This is a genomic window from Gemmatimonadota bacterium (assembly GCA_009838645.1).
Lineage (GTDB): Bacteria > JAAXHH01 > JAAXHH01 > JAAXHH01 > JAAXHH01 > JAAXHH01.
This window is the reverse complement of record VXRC01000032.1, coordinates 67,159-87,142: the sequence shown is the minus strand read 5'-3', so window position 1 is coordinate 87,142 and position 19,984 is coordinate 67,159. Positions and strand designations below refer to the sequence as shown.

Sequence of the window (19,984 nt, the reverse complement as noted above, 5' to 3'; positions counted from 1 at the left end):
TGTCACGATTAAGCCGCGGCTTCCTGCACGATGCGCCCGTCGAAGAGACGGATGATCCGGTGGGCGTGGTCGGCCAGCGCCTGGTCGTGGGTCACCATGATGATGGTCGTGCCCGCCTCGTTGAGCCCATTAAGCAGTTCCATCACCTCGGAACCGTTGGCCGAATCCAGGTTGCCCGTCGGTTCGTCCGCCAGGATCAGCTTTGGATTGCCGATGACCGCCCGCGCCACGGCCACGCGCTGCTGCTGGCCGCCGGAGAGCTGTTGCGGGAAGTGGTTCCGCCGGTGGGGGATCTGCATGTGATCCATGGCCGCGTCCACCCGCTCCTTGCGCTCCTGCTTGGACGCGCCCAGGTAGATCAGCGGCAGCTCGATGTTCTCGTACACGGTCAGCTCGTCGATCAGGTTGAAGCTCTGGAAGACGAAACCGATGTTGGCCTTGCGCAGGTTGGCCCGCTGCCGCTCGGAGTGGCCGGACACTTCCTGGTCCAGGAAATGGTATTCGCCGCCCGAGGGGTTGTCGAGGAGTCCGAGGATGTTGAGCAGGGTGGACTTGCCGCAGCCCGAGGGACCCATGACCGCCACGAACTCGCCTTCGTCCACGGCCATGGTCACGTCGTTCAGCGCCGTCGTCTCCACCTCTTCGGTGGCGTAGAGTTTCTTGAGATGCTCTGTCCTGATCATGGTTTGCTCCCGTGATGTGATGATTACTGTAATACCAGCCTTTCCATGTCGCCGAAGTTGTCGTACATGGAGGTGATGACCGTTTCGCCCTCCTCGAGGCCTTCCAGCACCTCGAAGAACTGGCTGTTCTGCCGGCCGAGCCGGATCTGCCGCCGCACGGCGACCTCGCCCGCTTCATCGAGCACGTAGATCCAGCGCCCGCCCGTCTTCTGGTAGAAACCGCCCCGGGGCACCTGCATGGCGTCGGCCAGCTCGCCCAGCGCGACCCGCACCTGCAGCGTCTGGCCGCGACGCAGGCCGTCCGGCATCCCTTCAGGGAACTCCATGTCCGCCTCGAACTGCCCCTCGATCACCTCGGGGTACACCCGGCTGATCACCAGGTCGTAGGTGCCGCCCGCGAAATCGAAGGAACCGGCCTGGCCGGACCGGATGCGGGCGATGTAATGCTCGTCGATGGCCGCGCGCACCTTGAACTCATCCTCCACGTCGACCTGCCCCAGCCGGTCGCCGCCGGGCTTGGACTCGCCCACCTCCGCGATGAGCGAGGACAAAAGGCCCGTGATCGGCGCGCGTATGGTCAGGTTCTCCTCGTTCTGCTTGATGAGTTCCAGGTTCAGGCGCAGCCGGTCGATCGATTCCTCCAGCTGCCGGATCTGGATCGTCTGGAAGAGCGAATCCTGGTGCAAGGTCTCGACGGTCACGTCCCGCCTGGCCGTCAGGTACTCCAGGTTGTCCTTCGCCTCGTCGTAATCCTGGCGCGAGGTCAGGTCCGCCTTGAACATCTCGTCCTGCCGCGCGTGCTCCCGCTCGGCCTGGCGCAACTGGTATTCCGTCTCCACCAGTCCGGCGCGCATGCTCAGGCGCCGCTGCCCCATGGTCACCCGCGTCTCCCTGAGCCGGTTCACCTCGCGGAACAGCTCGGCCTCGCGCTGCATGACGCTCAATTGCAGGTTGGCGTTGGAAAGCCGCAGGATCGCCGTGCCTTCCTCGACCTGGGTGCCCTGCTCCACGTAGACCTCCTCCACGCGCCCGCCTTCCACGGCGTCCAGGTAGATCGTAGTGAGCGGCATCACCGCGCCCTGCTCCACGATGTACTCGAGGAAGGGGCCGTAGGTCACCGGGGCCAGGGTCAGCTTCTCGGCGTCCACGTTCAGCGAGGACGGGTTGACGCTGAGCAGCGCGTAGACTCCGAAGGCGATCACCGCCGCCGCCAGGCCGCCGAGGGCGATCCGGCGCGGCGTGAAGCGCTTCTTCTCGATCCTTCGGTCCATGGTGTTGTCCTGCTCACGCTGCCGCTCGGCCGTGAACATGCCCACCAGGCCCTTGGATGCTTCGCCGTTTTGACGCTTGTCGCTCATGCGCTTTAACCCAGGGTCGTCGCCATTACCCAGAATGGCTTGTCGCCTACAGTATAATCCCGCAGCGGATGCAGGGTTCCGTCGGAGGGGTCCACGCGGAATGCCGTCATCACGCCCGCGGCTTCACCGGCGCAATAAAGGAACCGGCCATCCGGATCGACGTTGAAGGACCGCGGACTGGCCGGAACCGAAACGTGCCCGAAGGCGCTCAGCGCGCCGTCGGCCGCCACGTCGTAGCCCACGATGCTGTCGTGCCCCCGGTTGGAGGCATAAGCCCACTTCCCGTTCCGGTGCACCTCCACGTGGGCGGTGGCCCCACCCTCCTCCCAGTCGTCGGGCAGGGTCGATACGTTCTGGAAGATCTCGAGGGTACCGTTATCCGCATTAAAGTGGTGGGCCGTCACCGTGTTGCCCTGTTCATTGACGATGTACGCCACGTCACCCCCGGGCCGGAAGCAGATATGCCGGGGGCCCGTTTCTTCGTCCGGTGGGTTCAGCACCGCGGGTTCGTTGGGGGTCAGCTGCCCCGTTTCCGCGTCGAACCGGAACTGGTTGGTCTTGTTGGTGGGAGAAACGTGGGGGACGATCACGTACCGGTCCTCGACCGCCAGGCAGACGGCATGGGCCTTTTCGCCCGTGTTGATGTACTGGACGAGTTCGCCGATCGCGCCGTCTCCGCCCAGGCGATGCACGGTGATGCCGCCGCCCCCGTAGTATACCGTCAACAGGAACCGGCCGCGGCGGTCCGTGACGAGATGCGCGGGGATCGTGATGTCGGTATCCACCTTGTTGACGAGGGTGAGTTCGCAGGAGTCCGTGTCCAGCCTGTAGGCCGCGAGCGTGGTGGATTCCACGTGGGCGTTGTACATGAGGTTGCCCGCCGGATGCAGGCACAGCGCCCCGGAAGGACCGTGGGCGTCGCTGGTGGACCGCAGGGTCAGGGCGCCCGTCTCCCGGTCCTGGTCGTAAGCCTTCACTTGCTCGTCGCCGGTCAACGAGACGAAAACAACGGTGCGTCCTGACGGGGAATCAGCCATGCTTTTCCGATCTCCTGTTTTCTGTTAAAGACTAACTTAACGGGTAAGACTTCAAAATATACTCCGAGGTTGCGTCCTCAAAGTGTATTTTGGATTCAGGATGCCCGTCGCTGTAACCGTACTCCACGGCTGGAACGACACGACGTGTTCATACGAAGGAGTCGAAGCCATTGCGGATCATGATCATCGCCGGAGAAGCGTCGGGCGAGATGCACGGAGCGGGGGTCGTGGCCGCACTCAAGGCCAGGCGCCCGGGAATCGATATTTTCGGCGTCGGCGGGGAACGCATGGAACGGGCCGGCTGCGCGCTGGTCTACCATATTGAACAATTCTCGGTCATGGGCCTCACCGAGGTCGTCCGACATCTGCCCTTCATTCGCCGGGCGTTGCGGCGGCTCGACGGGCTTCTCGAATCCCGGTGTCCCGACCTGGTCATCCTCATCGACTATCCCGACTTCAATCTCCGCATCGCCCGCAAGGCGCGCAAGCGGGGCATACCGGTCCTCTACTATATCAGTCCCCAGGTCTGGGCGTGGAGGCCGCGGCGGATCCACGCCATCGTGAGAAACGTGGACTGCATGGCGGTGGTGTTTCCATTCGAAGTGGAACTGTACGAGAAAGCCGGGGGAAAGGTGGTCTTCGTCGGCCACCCCCTGCTTGAAGTGCTCGAGAGCCGGCAATCCAGGACCGAATTCTGCGAAGCCGCGGGCCTCGATCCGGACCGGCCGATCATCGGGATGTTGCCGGGCAGCCGTGTCATGGAAGTGGAGCGCATGCTCCCCTCGATGGCCGGCACCCTGAAGACCGTCCGGCGGGAGCTGCCCGGAACCCAGGGGGTCATCGGACTGGCGCCAACCGTCTCCAGGACCGACCTGACGGCGTGTCTCGCGGGGAATGCAGCCCTGGAAGAAGACGCGAGGAAGGTGCCCGTGGTGGAAGGAAGCACCTACGAGGTCATGCGCCACGCCGACCTGTTGCTCGTCACGTCGGGAACGGCAACCCTGGAATCCGCCTGTTTCGGCACGCCCCTGCTGGTCCTGTACCGCATGTCCCGACTGTCCTGGTGGATCGCCCGCCGCCTGGTCAGCATACCGGACATCGGCCTGGTGAACGTGGTCGCGGGACGGCGCATCGCACCGGAATTCCTCCAGGACGCCGTCGATCCGGAAGTGCTGTCCCCCGTGGCCCTGGAGCTGTTGAAGGACCCGGGAAAACGGGAGGCCATGGCACGCGAACTCCGGGAGGTACGGACCCGCCTGGGTACACCGGGCGCTTCGTCGCGCGTCGCCGACCTGGCCCTGGACATGGCGGAAGGCGCGTACGAGCATCAAACGGATGATCGGGAAAGCGGGCCGCGCCGGGAAAGCGGGCCGCGCGGGGAGAGGGCAGCCGATGGCGGGCATTGAAGGCCCCGTATATACCTTGATTGGTAAGCTGAGCGCCGGGGCCATCGGCCTGCTTGGAAGATCGCTCACCATCCGCAGGATCGGAGCGGAGTACCTCGAGCAAGCGCGGGAAGGCGGCCGGCAGGTGATATACGCCTTCTGGCACGAGGGCTTGCTGGTGGCCACCTATGCCTTCCGCCGGCAGGGGATAAAGGTACTAGTGAGCCAGCACCGGGACGGCGAGTGGATTGCCCGGGCCATCGAGTGCATGGGATACGGGACCATACGCGGATCTTCCACCCGGGGGGGAACGCGCGCCCTGTTCCGCATGGCGGCGGCCGGCGCGGCCGGCGACGACCTGGGGGTAACCGTGGACGGGCCCCGCGGTCCCCGGCTTCAAGTCAAGCCGGGTACGCTGATCATTGCCGGGAGGTCCGGCCTTCCCATCGTGCCCTTCGCGGTCGCTTCGCACAAGGCCTGCTTGCTTTCAAGCTGGGACCGTTTCATGCTTCCACGCCCCTTTTCCAGGGTGGCGATTGCCTTCGGAGAACCGCTGACCGTGCCTGGAGACGCGCCGGTCGAGCGCCTTGAACCCCTCAGGGCCGAACTCCAGCGACGCCTGTTGGATGCACGCGAAGTCGCCGGACGAAGCTTGGCCACGTCCTGAATATCCGGCAGATACCTGAAGAAGCGGCAGATTCCTGACATGGTCTTTGTGTACACCTTACTGTATTCCGCGCTGACCGTGCTGCTCTCGCCGGTCCTGGCCTGCCTGTCCATCCTGGACCGGTACGGGATGCGCCAACGGCTCGGCCAGCGGCCGCTCGTCCCTGACGGGGAGAACCGGCCGGTCGTCTGGTTCCACTGCGCGTCCGTGGGCGAAGCCACCGGCCTTGCGGTAGTGATCGAAGGATTCGCGAAACGCCATCCCGATTGCCAGGTGCTGGTCACCACGATGACGGAAACCGGCCTGGCCTATGTCAGGCAGCACGTACCCCGGGCCCGGTACTTCGGACTGGCGCCCCTCGACGCGCCTTTCATCGTCCGCCGGGTGTTCAGGCGGGTACGCCCCCGCGCACTGGTGCTGCTCGAAGGCGAACTCTGGCCCGGCATGCTCGGGGCGGCCGCCGCTCACGATTGTCCCGTGGCCCTGGTCAACGGCCGCATGTCGGATCGCAGTCTCGTGCGAAACCGTTTCGTGAAGCCGCTGTTCCGGCGCATGTTGCGGCGGCTGGCTGTCGTGGGCGTCCAACATGCGCTCGACGGGGAACGGTTCATAACCTTCGGCGCGGACCCGGGCTGGGTGCGGGTAACCGGAAACGTAAAGTTCGACCTGGCCGCCGAACAGAAGGGACCCGGAAGGGAAGCGCTCCGTCGTGAACTCGGCCTGTCCGCGTCCGAACCGGTCATCATGGCGGGTTGCCCCCGGCCCTTGGAAGAGGAACGCGCCGTGCTGGCGGCCTTCGTCCGCGTACGGGAACGGTATCCCGAGGCGAAAATGATCTGGGCGCCCCGGCACCTCCAGCGCATTCCCCCGGCCGAGCAGATGCTGAAGGCGGCCGGCCTGCGATTCGTCCGTCGGACGCGCCTGGCCGACCCCGATGGTGTGGGCGGCACGGGCGTCGCGGGAGCAGGCGGCCCCGACGATTCGGGCGGGACGAGCCCCGCTCCGGCCGACGTAATCATCCTGGACACCATGGGCGAACTGGCGGTCATGTACACCGCCGCGGACATGGCCTTCGTCGGCGCCACGCTGGTTCCCCTCGGCGGCCACAACCTGCTCGAGCCCGCGGCATGTGGCATTCCGGTCCTCTTCGGTCCCCACACCGAGAACGTCCGGGCGAGCGCCGCTGCCCTGCTGCGGACCGGGGGCGGCATAGTCGTCCACGACGGCGACGAACTCGCCCGCCAATGGCTCGAATGGCTGGATGATTCCGGCATGCACGCGCAGGCGGGTGCGGCCGCCCGACAGGCCGTGCTCGAATGCTCCAGGGCTGTAGACCGCACCCTGGACCTGGTCGACCGGTGGATCCTCGAGCCGGACCCCAACGGATCCGGCGATTCCGGGCCGCGGCGCTACCCACATCGCATGCCGTTCATTACCCGGTTGATGGACCCCGGCGAGCGCGCACCGGCCATTCGCTTCCTGCGTGTCACGCTGTTGCCCCCGTCCCTGCTGATGGCCATAGCGGTCCGGATACGCAACGGGCTGTACGACAGGAAACTGCTGACTTCCTACCGCATTCCGGTCCCGGTAATCAGCGTGGGCGCACTGACCGCGGGCGGCGCGGGGAAGACGCCCGTGGTGAGATACCTTGCCCACCGCCTGCGGGACGCCGGCTACCGGCCCGCCGTGCTGAGCCGGGGTTACGGCAGGAATTCCCGCGCAACCCAGGTGGTCAGACCGGACGCCCCCTGGCAGGAGGCGGGCGACGAACCGGCCTTCCTGGCCTCGGTCCTTTCCGATGTACCTGTGGTTGTCGGTCCGAGCCGCACGGCTGCGGGACGGATGGCCATTGACCGCCACGGGGCGGACGTGCTGCTGCTGGATGACGGATTCCAGCACCGGAGCACGGCCCGCGCGGTGGACATCGTGGTGCATGACGCCTCCGGCCAGCTTAGCCTGCCCGGTCCGGAGTACAAACCCGGCCGACTGCTCCCCGCCGGCCCCTATCGCGAACCGTTTTCCTCGCTCCAGCGCGCCCATGCACTGGTGCTGACTCGGACGGATCAGACCCGTTTGGCGGCGGTCGACACGGCGCGTATCACAGGCGAGTTCCCCCACCTGGCGCTCATCGAAGCCGTCTATGAACCCGCAGGGCTGCGACGCCTGGACGACGGCGAGGACAACGGCCTGGAGAACAACCTAGACGACGGTCCGGACGACGGTACCCGGCTCCCGCCGACTTGGCTGGCCGGCCGCGAGGTGCTTGTCCTCTGCGGGATCGCCAACCCGGCTTCCTTCGTGCAGACGGTCACGGACGCCGGCGGCCATGTAACCCGGGTCCTGGCGTACCGGGATCACCACCCCTTTTCTCCGTCCGACCTGGACCGGGCATGGTCCCTGGCCGTAGCATCGGGCGCGGAATGCATCGTCACCACGAAGAAAGACGCCGTCCGGATCCCGGACCACGCCGCCAGAAAACACCTGGTCGCCCTGGATATCGCGCTCCGGCTGACCTCGGGCGAACCTGCACTCGAGGAAATACTTTCAACGCTGGACAAAACACGATGAACGGGCTATATTATCTAACCTGTTCGTTAATTTGACGGCACCCGTCTTTCATCCATCTGAATTCCATTAAATGGCTGACTCGAACTGGATTGCCATCCTCGATTTCGGCGCGCAGTACACGCAGCTCATCGCGCGGCGCATTCGGGAAAGCCACGTCTATTGCGAGGTGCTGCCCTACGATACGCCGGCGTCCGAACTCTCGGCGCGCAACGTCACCGGCATCGTCCTGTCGGGCGGTCCGGCCAGCGTGTACGGAGAAGACGCGCCGCACCCGGATCCGGGCATATTCGAGGCTGGCAAGCCGATCCTCGGGATCTGCTACGGCCTGCAGCTCATGGGGCATTACCACGAAGGCGAGGTCGCCCACGCCGGAACCCGGGAGTACGGCAACGCGGGGATCCGTACGACGGGCGACACGCCCCTGTTCCGCGACCTGCCGGAGCGCATGACGGTCTGGATGAGTCACGGCGACGAACTCAAGGCGCCGCCGCCGGATTTCGACGTCATCGCCCGCTCCGACAACGGACATATCGCCGCAGTCGCCCAACTGGACCGCCGGATCTACGGCGTGCAATTCCATCCCGAAGTGGTGCACACGGTCCAGGGCCGCGAAGTCCTGGAGAACTTCGTATTCGCCATTTGCGGCTGCGAAGGAAGCTGGACGCCGCGGACCTTCATCGACGAGGCACTGGCCTCCATCCGGGAGACCGTGGGCGAGCGCCGCGTGGCCTGCTTCGCCAGCGGCGGCGTGGATTCCTCGGTCGTTGCGGCGCTGATCGGCCGGGCCATCGGGGACCGCCTGACCTGCATCTTCGTGGACACGGGCATGCTCCGGAAGGACGAGGCCCGGGAGGTCGAGGAGACCTACCGCCGGACCATCAACGCCCGGTTCCGCTTCGTCGACGCCTCGGACCGGTTCCTGGACCGGCTGAAGGGCGTGGAGGAACCGGAGCAGAAGCGCAAGATCATCGGGGACGAGTTCATTCGCGTCCTGGAAAGCGAACTGACCTCGCTGCGCGGCGTCCACATCCTGGCCCAGGGCACCCTCTACCCCGACGTGATCGAAAGCGCCTCCGTGAAGGGCCCGGCCAGCGTCATCAAGACCCACCACAACGTGGGCGGGTTGCCGGACGACCTGGAACTGGAACTGCTCGAACCGGTCCGGAACCTGTTCAAGGACGAGGTGCGCACCGTGGGCCGGGAACTCGGCCTGCCCGACGAGATCATCAACCGACATCCCTTCCCGGGACCCGGCCTGGGCATCCGCGTGCTGGGGGAAGTGACCCGGGAGCGGGTGGCCATGCTGCAGGACGCGGACAGGATCTTCATCGACGAACTGCGCAGGGCCGGCCTGTACGACGAGGTCTCCCAGGCGCTGGCCGTGCTGCTCCCGGTCAAGACCGTCGGCGTGATGGGCGACGCCCGCACCTACGAGCGCGTCATCGCCCTCCGCGCCGTGACCACGCTGGACTTCATGACGGCCGATTGGGCGCGCCTGCCCACGGACTTCCTGGCGCACGTCTCGAACCGCATCATCAACGAAGTGCGAGGCGTAAACCGCGTGGTCTACGACCTCAGTTCCAAGCCACCCGGCACCATCGAATGGGAATGAACCTACGCCCGGCACCCGAAGGCTTCATAGTTCACGTTAGCCCGTTAAAAGCGGGCTTTATCTTTTTGAACAGGCACTTTCCGGCACGGTCGAGCTTTCACAGGTTGCCTTTTTGCGGAACAGGCAATCTTGGGCTTGACAACGTGTTTCTTTTAGTTATTATTCGTTACGTTATAACATAACATAAACTACGACGACCGGCCCGCTGGTCTTTGTCTATAGCGGTGGTAACAACCTCAGGATTCCGTTTGTTAAAAGGTGACTGTTCGATGCGAATCAGTGGCAAAATGAGGTTCTTTCTTGCATGCCTGTGTGCCGTCGCGTACTCGATGGATATCCACGCGACAACGATGCTGCCCGTCGAGACGGTCGCCGCCGAAGAATCCACGGGTGACGGTCACGCGGACACCAGGCAGGAAGTTGCGATCTGGGATCGGGTAGCGCTCTGGATCTGGGCATTGCAGAATGAATTCCTCATGGGCTTGATGCAGGAGTTTGAATCGCTGCGTGGCACGGATGGCTTCGGCTGGGCTTTGGTGCTGACGAGCTTTATTTACGGTGTCTTGCATGCCGCGGGGCCCGGACACGGGAAGATCGTGTTGACGACTTACCTGTTGACCCACCGAAGCCGGTTGAATCACGGTATTGCCATGGGCGCCGCCGCTGCGCTGCTTCAGGGTGTGACGGCTCTGGTGCTGGTTTGCGTACCGATCGGATTGGCCGGCCGGCTGCCGATAGATACAGAAACGGCATCACTGTGGGCGACGCGGGCCAGTTTCACGTTGCTTGCCCTCGTCGGTCTCTACTTGCTGGTACGCGCGGCTGGCGTCTTGTCCGAAAGCGTTCGCAGTTTGCGGCGCGTAGCCGGCGAAGTCCGCCACGTTCCTGCCGACCCTGTTCATGGGGCGGGCAACGGCTGCCGGCATATGCCCAGTGCGGCCGAGATCGATACGGTCGGCAGCCGGCCCGCGGCGGCTGGCGTGGTTCTGTCCATTGGACTGCGTCCCTGCAGCGGAGCCGTGTTTGTGCTGATCCTCGCTACCGCGATGGATCTGATCTGGTTTGGCGCGCTCTCCGTGATCGCCATGTCCATAGGTACCGCGATCACCATTGTCGTCCTGGCCATCATTGCTACGGAGGCGAGGGCATGGGCGAGTACGGTGATCGCTCACCGATCACCGCTGTGGACGCTGGCGGGCGCTGGCCTGGGTGCGCTTGGCGGCACGCTTCTGGTACTGCTGGGATTGTGGGCGCTGAACGCGTCGTTTGCACTGAAACCGGCAGTGGGTTTGTAAAGGACGGAAATCAACTCTATCTTCCGCACAAATAGTCTACAAATGGTCATGTTGCAACAACTGAACAAAGCTGGATTTTCACCTCTTCGGGCCGGCATTGGAGCGCGCCTTGCGCTGGCCGGCGTCGCCGCCGGACTGTTGTGGTTGGCAGTCGCCTGGGCCCTGATATGATTGCGCCAATGGACAGCACGATCTTGCGTTTTGAAAATCTGACCCTCGGATACGACCGCCATCCCGCGGTCCATCATCTCGATTACGCCATCCGTGCCGGGTCCCTCGTCGCCGTGGTGGGACCGAACGGCGCCGGAAAATCGACGCTACTCAAAGGGACCATCGGCAGCCTCGTGCCACTTGGCGGCGCAATCAGGTTGACGGGGATCGACCCCTCGGAAATCGCGTACCTCCCTCAACAAGCCGAAATCGACTGGAGCTTTCCGATCTCGGTCTTCGACGTGGTGGCCATTGGGCTGTGGAGGCAAAGAGGAGCTTCCCGTCGATTCGGACGGGAAGGCGACCGGATGGTTGGCGAGGCCCTGGATACCGTGGGGCTGGGTGGTTTCGAGCGGCGCCCCATCGGCACGCTCTCCGGGGGGCAAATGCAACGTGCACTGTTCGCCCGCCTGCTCCTCCAGGACGCTCGGCTGATTCTTCTGGACGAGCCGTTCACGGCCATCGATTCGGCGACGGTGCGGGATCTCAAGGGGCTCATTCGCCGCTGGCACCGGGAGCGGCGGACGGTGGTCGCCGTACTGCACGACCTGGATCAGGTCCGGTCGGAGTTCCCGGAAACCCTTCTCCTGGCCCGCGAGCAGATCGCCGCCGGACCGACGGAGGACGTCCTTTCACCGGCGAATCTCGATCACGCGCGCCGGCTTACCGAGGCCTTTGACGACGGAGCGGTCCTATGCGTAAGATGATCGCCCGGGTTCCTTCCCGTCCGGTGGACCTTCCGGTGGAGGGCGTATAATGTACGATGCCGTCATCGCCCCCTTCGTCGAATTCGGCTTCATGCGCCGGGCCCTGGTCGGTTGCCTTGCCCTCTCTCTTGGGGCGACCCCCATCGGGGTGTTCCTGACCCTGCGGCGGATGAGTCTGACCGGGGATGCCATGGCCCATGCCATTCTTCCCGGTGCGGCCCTCGGATACCTCGTGGCGGGGCTGTCGCTCGGCGCCATGACCCTCGGCGGGGTGATCGCGGGGGTGACCGTGGCCATGCTCTCCGGACTGGTGGCCCGCACCACCGTGGCCCGCGAGGATTCCAGCCTGGCTGCCTTCTATCTGATTTCCCTCGCCGTCGGGGTCGTCATCGTCTCGACGCGTGGCAGCAACGTCGACCTGCTGCACATCCTGTTCGGTACGGTGCTCGCTTTGAACGATGCGGCCATTTACCTGGTCGCGGGCATCGCCACGGTCACCCTGTTAGGGCTCGCTGTCCTCTACCGGCCATTGGTAATGGAGTGTTTCGACCCGGGCTTTCTCCGATCGGTGAGTCCCCTGAGTCCGGTGGGCCACTACAGCTTTCTCGTGCTGGCGGTCCTCAATCTGGTGGGCGGATTTCATGCGCTGGGGACCCTGATGGCGGTTGGGATCATGATCCTACCCGCCGCCGCCGCCCGGTTCTGGACGCGTGATCTCACGCCCCTGGTGGTCATCGGTGTGCTTGCGGCCTTTCTGGGCGGGTATGTCGGCCTGTTGTTGTCCTATCACGCCAGTCTGCCTTCCGGCCCAGCCATCATCCTGACAGCGGGAGCGTTCTATCTGTTCTCACTGTCCTTCGGACCTGACGGCGTAATCATGACGCACCTCAGGCCACGCCGTCATCTGGAAGCATGATGCCAGGTATGAACCAGGATATGGCCAAGTTGATTATTCGATCTATCCGCTCTTTTGTCTTCGCCGCCTGTTTGATCGCCTTGTCAGGGGCGGGTACCGCTCGGGCCGACACCTCCATCGACGTGGTCGCGTCGTTCAGCATCCTGGGTGATATGGTCCGGCAGATAGGCGGTGACCGGGTGCACGTTACCACCCTCGTCGGTCCCGGCGAAGACGCGCACGTTTATCAGCCGACCCCGGCGGACGCCCGGACCGTCGCCGAAGCCAGGTTGCTGGTCGTCAATGGACTGGGTTTTGAGGGCTGGATAGACCGCCTGACGAAGGCATCCGGGTACAAGGGACGGGTGGTGACGGCGACCGACGGCGTCAAGCCCCTCTGGGTAGGGGAAAGCGGCCACCGCGAGATCGATCCCCATGCGTGGCAGAGCCTGGACAACGCCCGGATCTATGTCCGCAACATCGCCGGTGGATTGGCCGCGGTCGACCCGGCGGGGGCCGAAATCTATCACCGCAACACGACGCGGTACATGGATGAGATCGACGCGGTCGAGGCACAGGTTCGCGCAACGATCGATTCGCTGCCGGCCGAACGGCGCATGGTGGTCACCTCCCACGACGCATTCGGTTATCTGTCGGCAGACTTCGGCATCGAGTTCCATGCCCCGGTCGGTTTCAGCACCGAAGCGGAGCCGTCCGCCGGCGACGTGGCCAGGCTGATACGTCAGATCAACAGGGAAAAGATCTCGGCCGTCTTCATCGACAACATCTCCGACCGGCGCCTGCTCGACCAGATCGTCCGGGAAACCGGAGCACAGATCGGCGGCACGCTCTATTCCGACGCGCTGTCGAAGGCGGGTGGGCCGGCTGATACTCACCTTGGCATGATGTTGCACAACATCCGAACACTGGTCGCCGCCTTGGGCGATTGATCGGGAAGGAGAGACCTGTGAATAACAAAGCGCTTTCCCAGGTACTGGAACGAGCCGAGGCTCTGTGCCATGAGCGCGGCGCGCGGCTGACCGAACAACGCAAGGCCGCGCTTCAACTGCTGTGCGTAGCCGAAAAACCGCTCAGTGCTTACGACCTATTGGAGCGCATGCGCGGCGTAGTCCGGAATCCCGCGCCACCGACGGTCTACCGGGCGCTGAACTTCCTGCTCGAGCAGGGTCTGGTGCACAAGCTCGAAAGCCTGAACGCCTATGTGGGCTGCGCACATCCGGATCATCCGCATGCCAGCCAGTTCCTGATCTGCGACGACTGCGGCGAAGTAGCCGAGGTTGAAGATCCCAGCGTGGCCTTGAGCCTGAAAGCGGCGGGCAACGAGATAGGATTCCGTACCAGGCGGCCGGTCGTCGAACTGCTCGGCACCTGTGCGCAGTGCAGTTCGGAGAAAGACGATCCTGCCTGAGACGCATCCCCATCAAATACACACGACTGAACTAGATGAACTTGACGCGAAAGGCATTTGTTATCAACAGCCGCCCGGCAATGTGGCCACCCCATGAGTAAAGGATCATCAATGCCCCAGTCAGAGAGACTGCCCGTTACGGTCCTGTCCGGCTTTCTCGGCGCCGGCAAGACCTCACTGCTCAACAACGTGCTCAATAACCGCGAGGGCATGCGCGTCGCGGTCATCGTCAACGACATGAGTGAGGTCAACATCGACGCGGCGCTTGTTGAGCGCGGTGGTGCGGAACTCTCACGGACCGAGGAGAAGCTGGTCGAGATGACGAACGGCTGCATCTGCTGCACGCTGCGGGACGACCTGCTCGCCGAGGTCTCACGACTCGCGCAGGAAAGACGCTTCGATTACCTGCTCATCGAGTCGACCGGGATCTCAGAGCCCATTCCGGTCGCGCAGACCTTCACCTTCGAGGACGAGAACGGCGTGAGCCTGGGTCAGGTTTCGCGCCTCGACACGATGGTCACGGTCGTGGACGCGGCGAGCTTCCTGCGGGACTACAACGCCGCCGAAGCGCTCCAAGACCGCGGTGAGTCGCTGGGCGAAGAAGATCACCGGACGGTGACCGACCTGCTCATCGACCAGATCGAGTTCGCCGACGTCATCGTGCTCAACAAGCTCGATCTCGTGAGCAACGATCAGGCTCTCGAGGTCGAGGCCATCGTGAAAGCGTTCAACCCCGGCGCGAAGGTCCTCATGGCGACGCGCGGACAGGTCCCGCTCGAATGCGTGCTCGACACGGGCCTGTTTGACTACGAGAAGGCGGCGCACTCCGCCGGCTGGATTCGAGAGCTTCAGGGTGAGCACACGCCGGAGACCGAGGAGTACGGGATCTCGAGCTTCACCTATCGGACGTCGCAGCCCTTCGACGCCGAGAAGCTGTGGGCGTTCCTGCACGACGACGGGAACTGGTCCGGCGTGCTCCGCTCGAAGGGCTTCTTCTGGGTCGCCGCGGACCACCGGGTCGCCTACGAATGGGCGCAGGCCGGGGGCATCAGCAGCGTGAAGCCCCTCGGGATGTGGTGGGCGGCCGTACCACGCGAACACTGGGGGCACCCGGAGGATCAGCGACCCGACCGGCAGCCAGGTTGGCATGCCCGCTTCGGCGACCGCGCGCAGCAGCTCGTTTTCATCGGTCAGCAGATGCACGAAGCGGCGATACGCGCTCGCCTCGACGCGTGCCTGCTCGAAGAGGACCTCGCCGCCGCCGACAGCAAAACCTGGGCAGAGGCCCGGAACCCCTTTCCGGAACTTCAGATGACCGAGGAGTCCGCATGACCGTAACGGCCTCACCCCTGTCGCAGGAAAAGGAGAGCACATGTTGATCAACACGTCACCCCGTCGCCCGGACCGCGAACGGGTCCGAAACATCAAAGAGGCATTGCGCGAAGCACTGAGCCTTTCCGATGACATGACGGTCACGGTCACCGAACTGGCTTGTCTCGAAGAAGGTTGCGCGCCTGTCGAAACCGTGATCGGACTGCTTCGGCCCGATGCGCCACAGCTTCAGTGCAAGCTGCACAAGTCCATTGAATCCGTTGACGCCGAAGACCTGGTCCAGGTCTGCAAGGTGTGGGGCTTTGACGCCCCGACGACCGTCCTCGAATACCCAGCAAACCCTTAAAGGAGAAACCAGATGATCTCGCCGCAAAAAGTACCTGTTTCCATCCTCACCGGCTTCCTCGGCTCCGGGAAGACGACCCTGCTCAACCGGATCCTGACCGAGGAGCACGGCAAGCGCATCGCCGTGATCGAGAACGAATACGGGGAGGTCGGCATCGACCAGGCCCTCGTCATCGACGCGGACGAAGAGATCTTCGAGATGTCGAACGGTTGCATCTGCTGCACGGTGCGCGGTGATCTTATCCGCGTGCTCAGCAATCTCATGAAGCGCCGCGACAAGTTCGACTATGTGCTGGTGGAGACCACGGGGCTCGCCGATCCCGGCCCGGTGGCCCAGACCTTCTTCATGGACGACGAGATTCGCGACGAGTACGCCCTTGACGGGATCGTCACGCTCGTCGATGCCGCCCACATCGAGCAACAGCTGGGTCGAAGCGACGAAAGCACCGAGCAAATCGCCTTCGCGGACGTCCTGGTGCTCAACAAGACGGACCTCGTCGACGACGAGGTACTCGACCGGCTCGAAACCCGTCTCCGGGAAATGAACCGAATGGCCAAAGTCGTGCGCAGCGAGCGGGCGGAGGTTCCCGTCGACACGGTGCTCAACCTCGAAGCCTTCGACCTGGACGATGTGCTCGAGCGTCGTCCCACTTTCCTCGAGCCCGAATACCCCTTCGAATGGTCCGGCGTCTATTCGCTCGATACCGGCAGGTACGAACTCAGCCTGGCCGATGGACCCGATCCGGCCATGTCGATCGTCGTCGTGCCGGACCAGGGCACGGATGACGCCGCCCTCCGCGAAGGCGCGGAGTGGTGTGTGCGAAGGTACGCCGAACCTGCGGAGGACCTTGGCCCGGGCGAAGAAATACCGATTGGTAAGCATGTGAACCTCCAACTCGATTCAACGGGGCGCAAGTCGTTCATCCTGGAGGTTGATAAGCAGGCGCGGGTCGGCCTCTACGCCCAGCACACCGCGGAAGAGTTCGATCTCCAACTGAGGAACACCGACGGAGTGACCATCGCGCAGGAGGTCGAGCGCACCTGGGTCGCGCAGCATGAGCACGACGACGAAGTAGGTTCGATCGCCATCGAGCGGGAGGGCGACGTCGATCCCGACAGGCTCAACAAGTGGCTTAGTACACTGCTCATGGAACGCGGGGTGGACATCTTCCGAATGAAGGGCTTCATCAGTCTCGCGGGCGAGTCCCGTCGCTTCGTTTTCCAGGGAGTTCACATGCTCTTTGACGGCCAGCCGGATCGAGAATGGGGGGATGATCCCCACCACAATCAACTCGTCTTTATCGGCCGCAACCTCGATGAGCAGGACATGCGACAGGGGTTCAATGCATGTCTGGTTTGAACGACGGTAACCCGGGCGGCGTAATTCGCCGAGGTTGGTCTGCGTCGGTCGGTGATTACCCCATCGCCGGGGGCTGGATACTGCGCGGTGAGGCGCTGGTGATCGGTGACACCGCAGGTAGCGTCTACGCCTTCGAAGGCAAGTCCGGCGCGACCGCGTGGGCGCATCACGAGGTTCATGAGGGCGGCGTGCTCGCGGCAGCGATCCATCCGGGCGGAACCGCCTTCGCCACGGCCGGGCAGGACGGTCGAGTCATAATCTGGTCTGCCTCCGATAGTCAGGTAAGCCGGGCTATCGACGTCGGTAACAGTTGGGTGGAAAACGTGGCGTGGTCACCGGACAGCCAGTGGCTGGCGATATCCTGCTCCAGGCACGTATACGTTTATACCGTGGACGGCACGGAGGTCTGGCGATCGGACGCCCATCCGAGCACTGTCAGCGCGATCGCCTGGTCCGGCGCGGCAGAGCTGGCGACGGCCTGTTACGGTCGTGTGACGTTCTTCGATGCGATCACCGGCGAGCCACGGCAGAAGCTGGAATGGCAGGGGTCCCTGGTGTCGATGGTACTGAGCCCGGACGGGGGCATCGTGGCCTGCGGTAGCCAGGACAACTCGGTGCACTTCTGGCGTCGAGACACGGGAAAGGACTCCATGATGTCCGGATATCCGGGCAAACCGTCTGCCCTCGCTTTCGATGACACCGGTACCCTTCTGGCCACCGGCGGTGGGGAGGCGGTTACGGTCTGGAGCTTCGAGGGCAAGGGTCCCGAAGGCACGCGGCCCGGCGTCCTGGACTATCATGGTCAGTTCATCACCGTGCTTTCCTTCGCTCCCGGCGCGATGCACCTGGCATCGGGAGACCGCGATGGGACCGTGGCCGCGTGGTCGCTGCAGCGAGATGGAGAAGGAGATCTGATCGGGTCCGGGGACGTGGCGGATGTCGTCGCCGGATTGCACTGGCGGCCGGATGGGGGTGCCCTCGCCGCGCTCGATGCGCAGGGCGGCGTGACGGTCTGGCGGGTGAAGAACTGGTGAGGCGCACCATCAATTTCCGCCGCTGGCTCTATCTCGGCCACCGCTGGCTGGGGATCTCCATGTGTCTGCTCGTGGCCATGTGGTTTTTCTCCGGCGTGGTGATGATGTATGTCGGTTTTCCGCAACTGACGCGGGCGGAACGTCTTGCTGCACTGCCGGAACTCGAACCGGATGAACTGCGGGTCGGACCTGCCGAACTGTTGCAGCGCCTTAATCCTGCGCAGACCATCGAGGAACTGCGCCTTACCTCCGTGCTTGGACGGCCCGCCTGGCTCATGCGAACGGGTGATGGACCGCACCATGGTCTATTTGCCGATACCGGCGGTGTGATCGGCGAGATAGACGATGAAGACGCCGTTCACGCAAGCCGAGTTTATGCCCACTCAACCGGCCTCTCATCGACACAACCGGTGCACAAGGCACTCCTGCTCGTGGACCAGTGGTCCGTGTCCAGCAGCCTTCATCCTCATCGGCCGCTTCACTCGGTGGCATTGAACGATCCGGCCGGTACTGAACTGTATGTCTCTTCGGTGACCGGGGAAGTGGTACGCGATACTAACGCGCTGGAGCGCGGCTGGAACTGGCTGGGGGCGAACCTGCACTGGATCTACCCGGTGCAGCTTCGCCAGCATGTCTCTGTCTGGCACTGGGTAGTCGTTGTGCTCTCACTCGCCGGCCTGGTGTCCATGGTCACCGGTGCGGTGATCGGCTTTCTGCGATTGAGGTTTCGCAGGCGTTACCGCGGCAAAGATGTGACTCCCTACCGGGGCACGCTGAAACTACACCATGTGCTGGGGTTGATTTTCCTGATACCGCTGACGACCTTCCTGCTCAGCGGCCTCCTGTCGATGAACCCCTTGGGGGTGTTTGACGATGACATCCCTTTTAGCGATCGACTCGCCGCCTACAGAGACACGCCCACCGTCGGCGCCACCGTTGGCCGCGACATCCTGACTGGGGTTGTCTACGCCTCACTCGGTCACAGCCTGGAAATGCCACCCGGCCGAGGCCTGAATATCCCGACAGACACGCGCGAACTGGTGTGGCAATGGCTGGGTGGCTCACCCTATGCCTATGCCGTCACCGGCGATGGTCAACGTCATTGGCTGACTCCACTGGAGCAGGGCAGTCTCGAGAAATCCGTCCTCGCACAAATAAGGCGGGTCATGGCAGGCCACCGGAATGTCTCCATCGAACGGCTTACGGATTACGATCACTACTATTACTCCCATCACCAGCGCTGGCGTCCACTGCCCGTGTTACGGGTGCGCTTCGATGATGCCAACGCAACCTGGTTCCATGTCGATCTCACCACCGGTGAACTGATCAATCAACTCACCGAAACAGGACGCGCGAAACGCTGGCTTTACAACGGCCTTCACAGCCTGGATTTCCGCTTTCTCATCGACAATCGCCCCGTTTGGGATGCGGTGGTGATCGTGCTGTGCAGCGCCGGTTTCCTGTTCTCTTCAACCGCCGTCATCGTGTCCTGGCGACGTGTGCTTCGCATCCGTAAACGTTATCGCGGGAATAAAGCATGAATGCTCAGACCCAACGCGTCCGCGAGTCACTCCGCAGACACGACGCATTGGCTACGGGCCGAGGCCGCGTTCTTGGCCAGGTCGTGTGCTGCGAAGGCTGTTGCTGCGGACAGACAGACAAGGGGTTCCCGCCGTTTCCCCGTGACTGGCTCAAGCAGCAGTGGAAAGAAGAAAAACTGAACAGGTCGGTGCAATTTACGATCTCCGGATGCCTTGGTCCGTGCGATCTGGCCAATGTCTTCTGCGTCATCTCGCCTGAGGGGATGCAGTGGTTTGGCGGCCTCCAGGAACAAAGGCATTACGACTTGCTCCTGGCATGGGCCAAAGCCTCCCGGGATGCGGGTGTGTTGCTCGAATTGCCTGCCGAAATGAACCTCCACCTGTTTGAACGGTTCGCCATTTCCCAATACCATGAGAATGGAGTTGACCCGGTTTAGTGGACTTGTATAACTTCCTGTGTCTATAGGAATGCCACTTTTGCGGATGCCATGGTACTTTACGGCGGCCTTCCACGGCAGATTTTCGA

General features: G+C 63.6%; 18 protein-coding genes. 15 read left to right on the top strand and 3 right to left on the bottom strand.

Annotated elements, in window-relative coordinates:
• Window positions 1-8: 8 nt before the first annotated feature.
• From F4Y38_09600 to F4Y38_09590, 3 genes are read right to left on the bottom strand one after another with little or no spacing between them, the layout of a single operon-like run.
• Complete coding sequence (locus F4Y38_09600; GenBank protein MXY49529.1) at window positions 9-683, bottom strand: ABC transporter ATP-binding protein; 675 nt, start codon at window positions 681-683, stop codon at window positions 9-11.
• Between the two features lie 23 nt (window positions 684-706).
• Window positions 707-2,041 carry an HlyD family efflux transporter periplasmic adaptor subunit gene (locus F4Y38_09595; protein MXY49528.1) on the bottom strand — a complete coding sequence of 445 codons (1,335 nt, stop codon included), beginning with the start codon at window positions 2,039-2,041 and terminating at the stop codon, window positions 707-709.
• A 5-nt stretch (window positions 2,042-2,046) separates the two neighbouring features.
• Window positions 2,047-3,078, bottom strand: a complete 1,032-nt coding sequence (locus F4Y38_09590; protein ID MXY49527.1) for a lactonase family protein — start codon at window positions 3,076-3,078, stop codon at window positions 2,047-2,049.
• Between the two features lie 170 nt (window positions 3,079-3,248).
• Between F4Y38_09590 and lpxB the strand changes: the two genes are divergently transcribed.
• The 15 genes from lpxB to F4Y38_09515 all read left to right on the top strand — a co-directional run bounded on the left by lpxB (window position 3,249) and on the right by F4Y38_09515 (window position 19,895).
• Window positions 3,249-4,484, top strand: a complete 1,236-nt coding sequence (lpxB, locus tag F4Y38_09585) for a lipid-A-disaccharide synthase (GenBank protein MXY49526.1) — start codon at window positions 3,249-3,251, stop codon at window positions 4,482-4,484.
• Window positions 4,414-5,130: a lysophospholipid acyltransferase family protein gene (locus tag F4Y38_09580; protein ID MXY49525.1), complete on the top strand. Its 717-nt coding sequence runs from the start codon at window positions 4,414-4,416 to the stop codon at window positions 5,128-5,130. Before lpxB ends, F4Y38_09580 begins: the two co-directional genes overlap by 71 nt.
• Before the next feature lie 39 nt (window positions 5,131-5,169).
• The gene (gene lpxK, locus F4Y38_09575; GenBank protein MXY49524.1) at window positions 5,170-7,698 is read left to right on the top strand and encodes a tetraacyldisaccharide 4'-kinase; all 2,529 of its coding nucleotides are present in this window, start codon (window positions 5,170-5,172) and stop codon (window positions 7,696-7,698) included.
• A gap of 70 nt (window positions 7,699-7,768) precedes the next feature.
• A complete protein-coding gene (gene guaA, locus F4Y38_09570; GenBank protein MXY49523.1) occupies window positions 7,769-9,310 on the top strand; it encodes a glutamine-hydrolyzing GMP synthase in 1,542 nt (513 codons plus the stop codon).
• A 248-nt stretch (window positions 9,311-9,558) separates the two neighbouring features.
• Window positions 9,559-10,605, top strand: coding sequence for a hypothetical protein (locus F4Y38_09565; protein ID MXY49522.1), 1,047 nt, complete (start codon window positions 9,559-9,561; stop codon window positions 10,603-10,605).
• Window positions 10,606-10,772: 167 nt separating this feature from the next.
• A complete protein-coding gene (locus F4Y38_09560) occupies window positions 10,773-11,522 on the top strand; it encodes a metal ABC transporter ATP-binding protein (protein MXY49521.1) in 750 nt (249 codons plus the stop codon).
• Window positions 11,523-11,571: 49 nt separating this feature from the next.
• Window positions 11,572-12,438, top strand: a complete 867-nt coding sequence (locus F4Y38_09555; protein ID MXY49520.1) for a metal ABC transporter permease — start codon at window positions 11,572-11,574, stop codon at window positions 12,436-12,438.
• Window positions 12,439-12,458: 20 nt separating this feature from the next.
• Complete coding sequence (locus tag F4Y38_09550; GenBank protein MXY49519.1) at window positions 12,459-13,367, top strand: metal ABC transporter substrate-binding protein; 909 nt, start codon at window positions 12,459-12,461, stop codon at window positions 13,365-13,367.
• A gap of 17 nt (window positions 13,368-13,384) precedes the next feature.
• The gene (locus tag F4Y38_09545; GenBank protein MXY49518.1) at window positions 13,385-13,846 is read left to right on the top strand and encodes a transcriptional repressor; all 462 of its coding nucleotides are present in this window, start codon (window positions 13,385-13,387) and stop codon (window positions 13,844-13,846) included.
• A 111-nt stretch (window positions 13,847-13,957) separates the two neighbouring features.
• Window positions 13,958-15,178: a GTP-binding protein gene (locus F4Y38_09540; GenBank protein MXY49517.1), complete on the top strand. Its 1,221-nt coding sequence runs from the start codon at window positions 13,958-13,960 to the stop codon at window positions 15,176-15,178.
• Window positions 15,179-15,218: 40 nt separating this feature from the next.
• Window positions 15,219-15,524, top strand: coding sequence for a nitrate reductase (locus F4Y38_09535; GenBank protein MXY49516.1), 306 nt, complete (start codon window positions 15,219-15,221; stop codon window positions 15,522-15,524).
• Window positions 15,525-15,536: 12 nt separating this feature from the next.
• On the top strand, window positions 15,537-16,883 hold the full coding sequence (locus tag F4Y38_09530; GenBank protein MXY49515.1) for a GTP-binding protein: 1,347 nt from the start codon (window positions 15,537-15,539) through the stop codon (window positions 16,881-16,883).
• The gene (locus F4Y38_09525) at window positions 16,871-17,917 is read left to right on the top strand and encodes a PQQ-binding-like beta-propeller repeat protein (protein ID MXY49514.1); all 1,047 of its coding nucleotides are present in this window, start codon (window positions 16,871-16,873) and stop codon (window positions 17,915-17,917) included. Before F4Y38_09530 ends, F4Y38_09525 begins: the two co-directional genes overlap by 13 nt.
• Window positions 17,914-19,458, top strand: coding sequence for a PepSY domain-containing protein (locus tag F4Y38_09520; GenBank protein ID MXY49513.1), 1,545 nt, complete (start codon window positions 17,914-17,916; stop codon window positions 19,456-19,458). The genes F4Y38_09525 and F4Y38_09520 overlap by 4 nt, the downstream gene beginning before the upstream one ends.
• Entirely contained in the window at window positions 19,455-19,895 is a 441-nt protein-coding gene (locus F4Y38_09515; protein MXY49512.1) for a (2Fe-2S) ferredoxin domain-containing protein, read from the top strand. Before F4Y38_09520 ends, F4Y38_09515 begins: the two co-directional genes overlap by 4 nt.
• Window positions 19,896-19,984 lie beyond the last annotated feature (89 nt).

Coding starts and splice junctions, on each gene's coding strand:
- F4Y38_09540 (MXY49517.1), top strand. CDS start 13,958: ATGCCCCAGTCAGAGAGACTGCCCGTTACGGTCCTGTCCGGCTTTCTC.
- F4Y38_09530 (MXY49515.1), top strand. CDS start 15,537: ATGATCTCGCCGCAAAAAGTACCTGTTTCCATCCTCACCGGCTTCCTC.
- F4Y38_09590 (MXY49527.1), bottom strand. CDS start 3,078: ATGGCTGATTCCCCGTCAGGACGCACCGTTGTTTTCGTCTCGTTGACC.
- F4Y38_09580 (MXY49525.1), top strand. CDS start 4,414: ATGATCGGGAAAGCGGGCCGCGCCGGGAAAGCGGGCCGCGCGGGGAGA.
- lpxK (MXY49524.1), top strand. CDS start 5,170: ATGGTCTTTGTGTACACCTTACTGTATTCCGCGCTGACCGTGCTGCTC.
- F4Y38_09550 (MXY49519.1), top strand. CDS start 12,459: ATGGCCAAGTTGATTATTCGATCTATCCGCTCTTTTGTCTTCGCCGCC.
- F4Y38_09525 (MXY49514.1), top strand. CDS start 16,871: ATGTCTGGTTTGAACGACGGTAACCCGGGCGGCGTAATTCGCCGAGGT.
- F4Y38_09515 (MXY49512.1), top strand. CDS start 19,455: ATGAATGCTCAGACCCAACGCGTCCGCGAGTCACTCCGCAGACACGAC.
- F4Y38_09560 (MXY49521.1), top strand. CDS start 10,773: ATGATTGCGCCAATGGACAGCACGATCTTGCGTTTTGAAAATCTGACC.
- F4Y38_09600 (MXY49529.1), bottom strand. CDS start 683: ATGATCAGGACAGAGCATCTCAAGAAACTCTACGCCACCGAAGAGGTG.
- F4Y38_09555 (MXY49520.1), top strand. CDS start 11,572: ATGTACGATGCCGTCATCGCCCCCTTCGTCGAATTCGGCTTCATGCGC.
- guaA (MXY49523.1), top strand. CDS start 7,769: ATGGCTGACTCGAACTGGATTGCCATCCTCGATTTCGGCGCGCAGTAC.
- F4Y38_09595 (MXY49528.1), bottom strand. CDS start 2,041: ATGAGCGACAAGCGTCAAAACGGCGAAGCATCCAAGGGCCTGGTGGGC.
- F4Y38_09535 (MXY49516.1), top strand. CDS start 15,219: ATGTTGATCAACACGTCACCCCGTCGCCCGGACCGCGAACGGGTCCGA.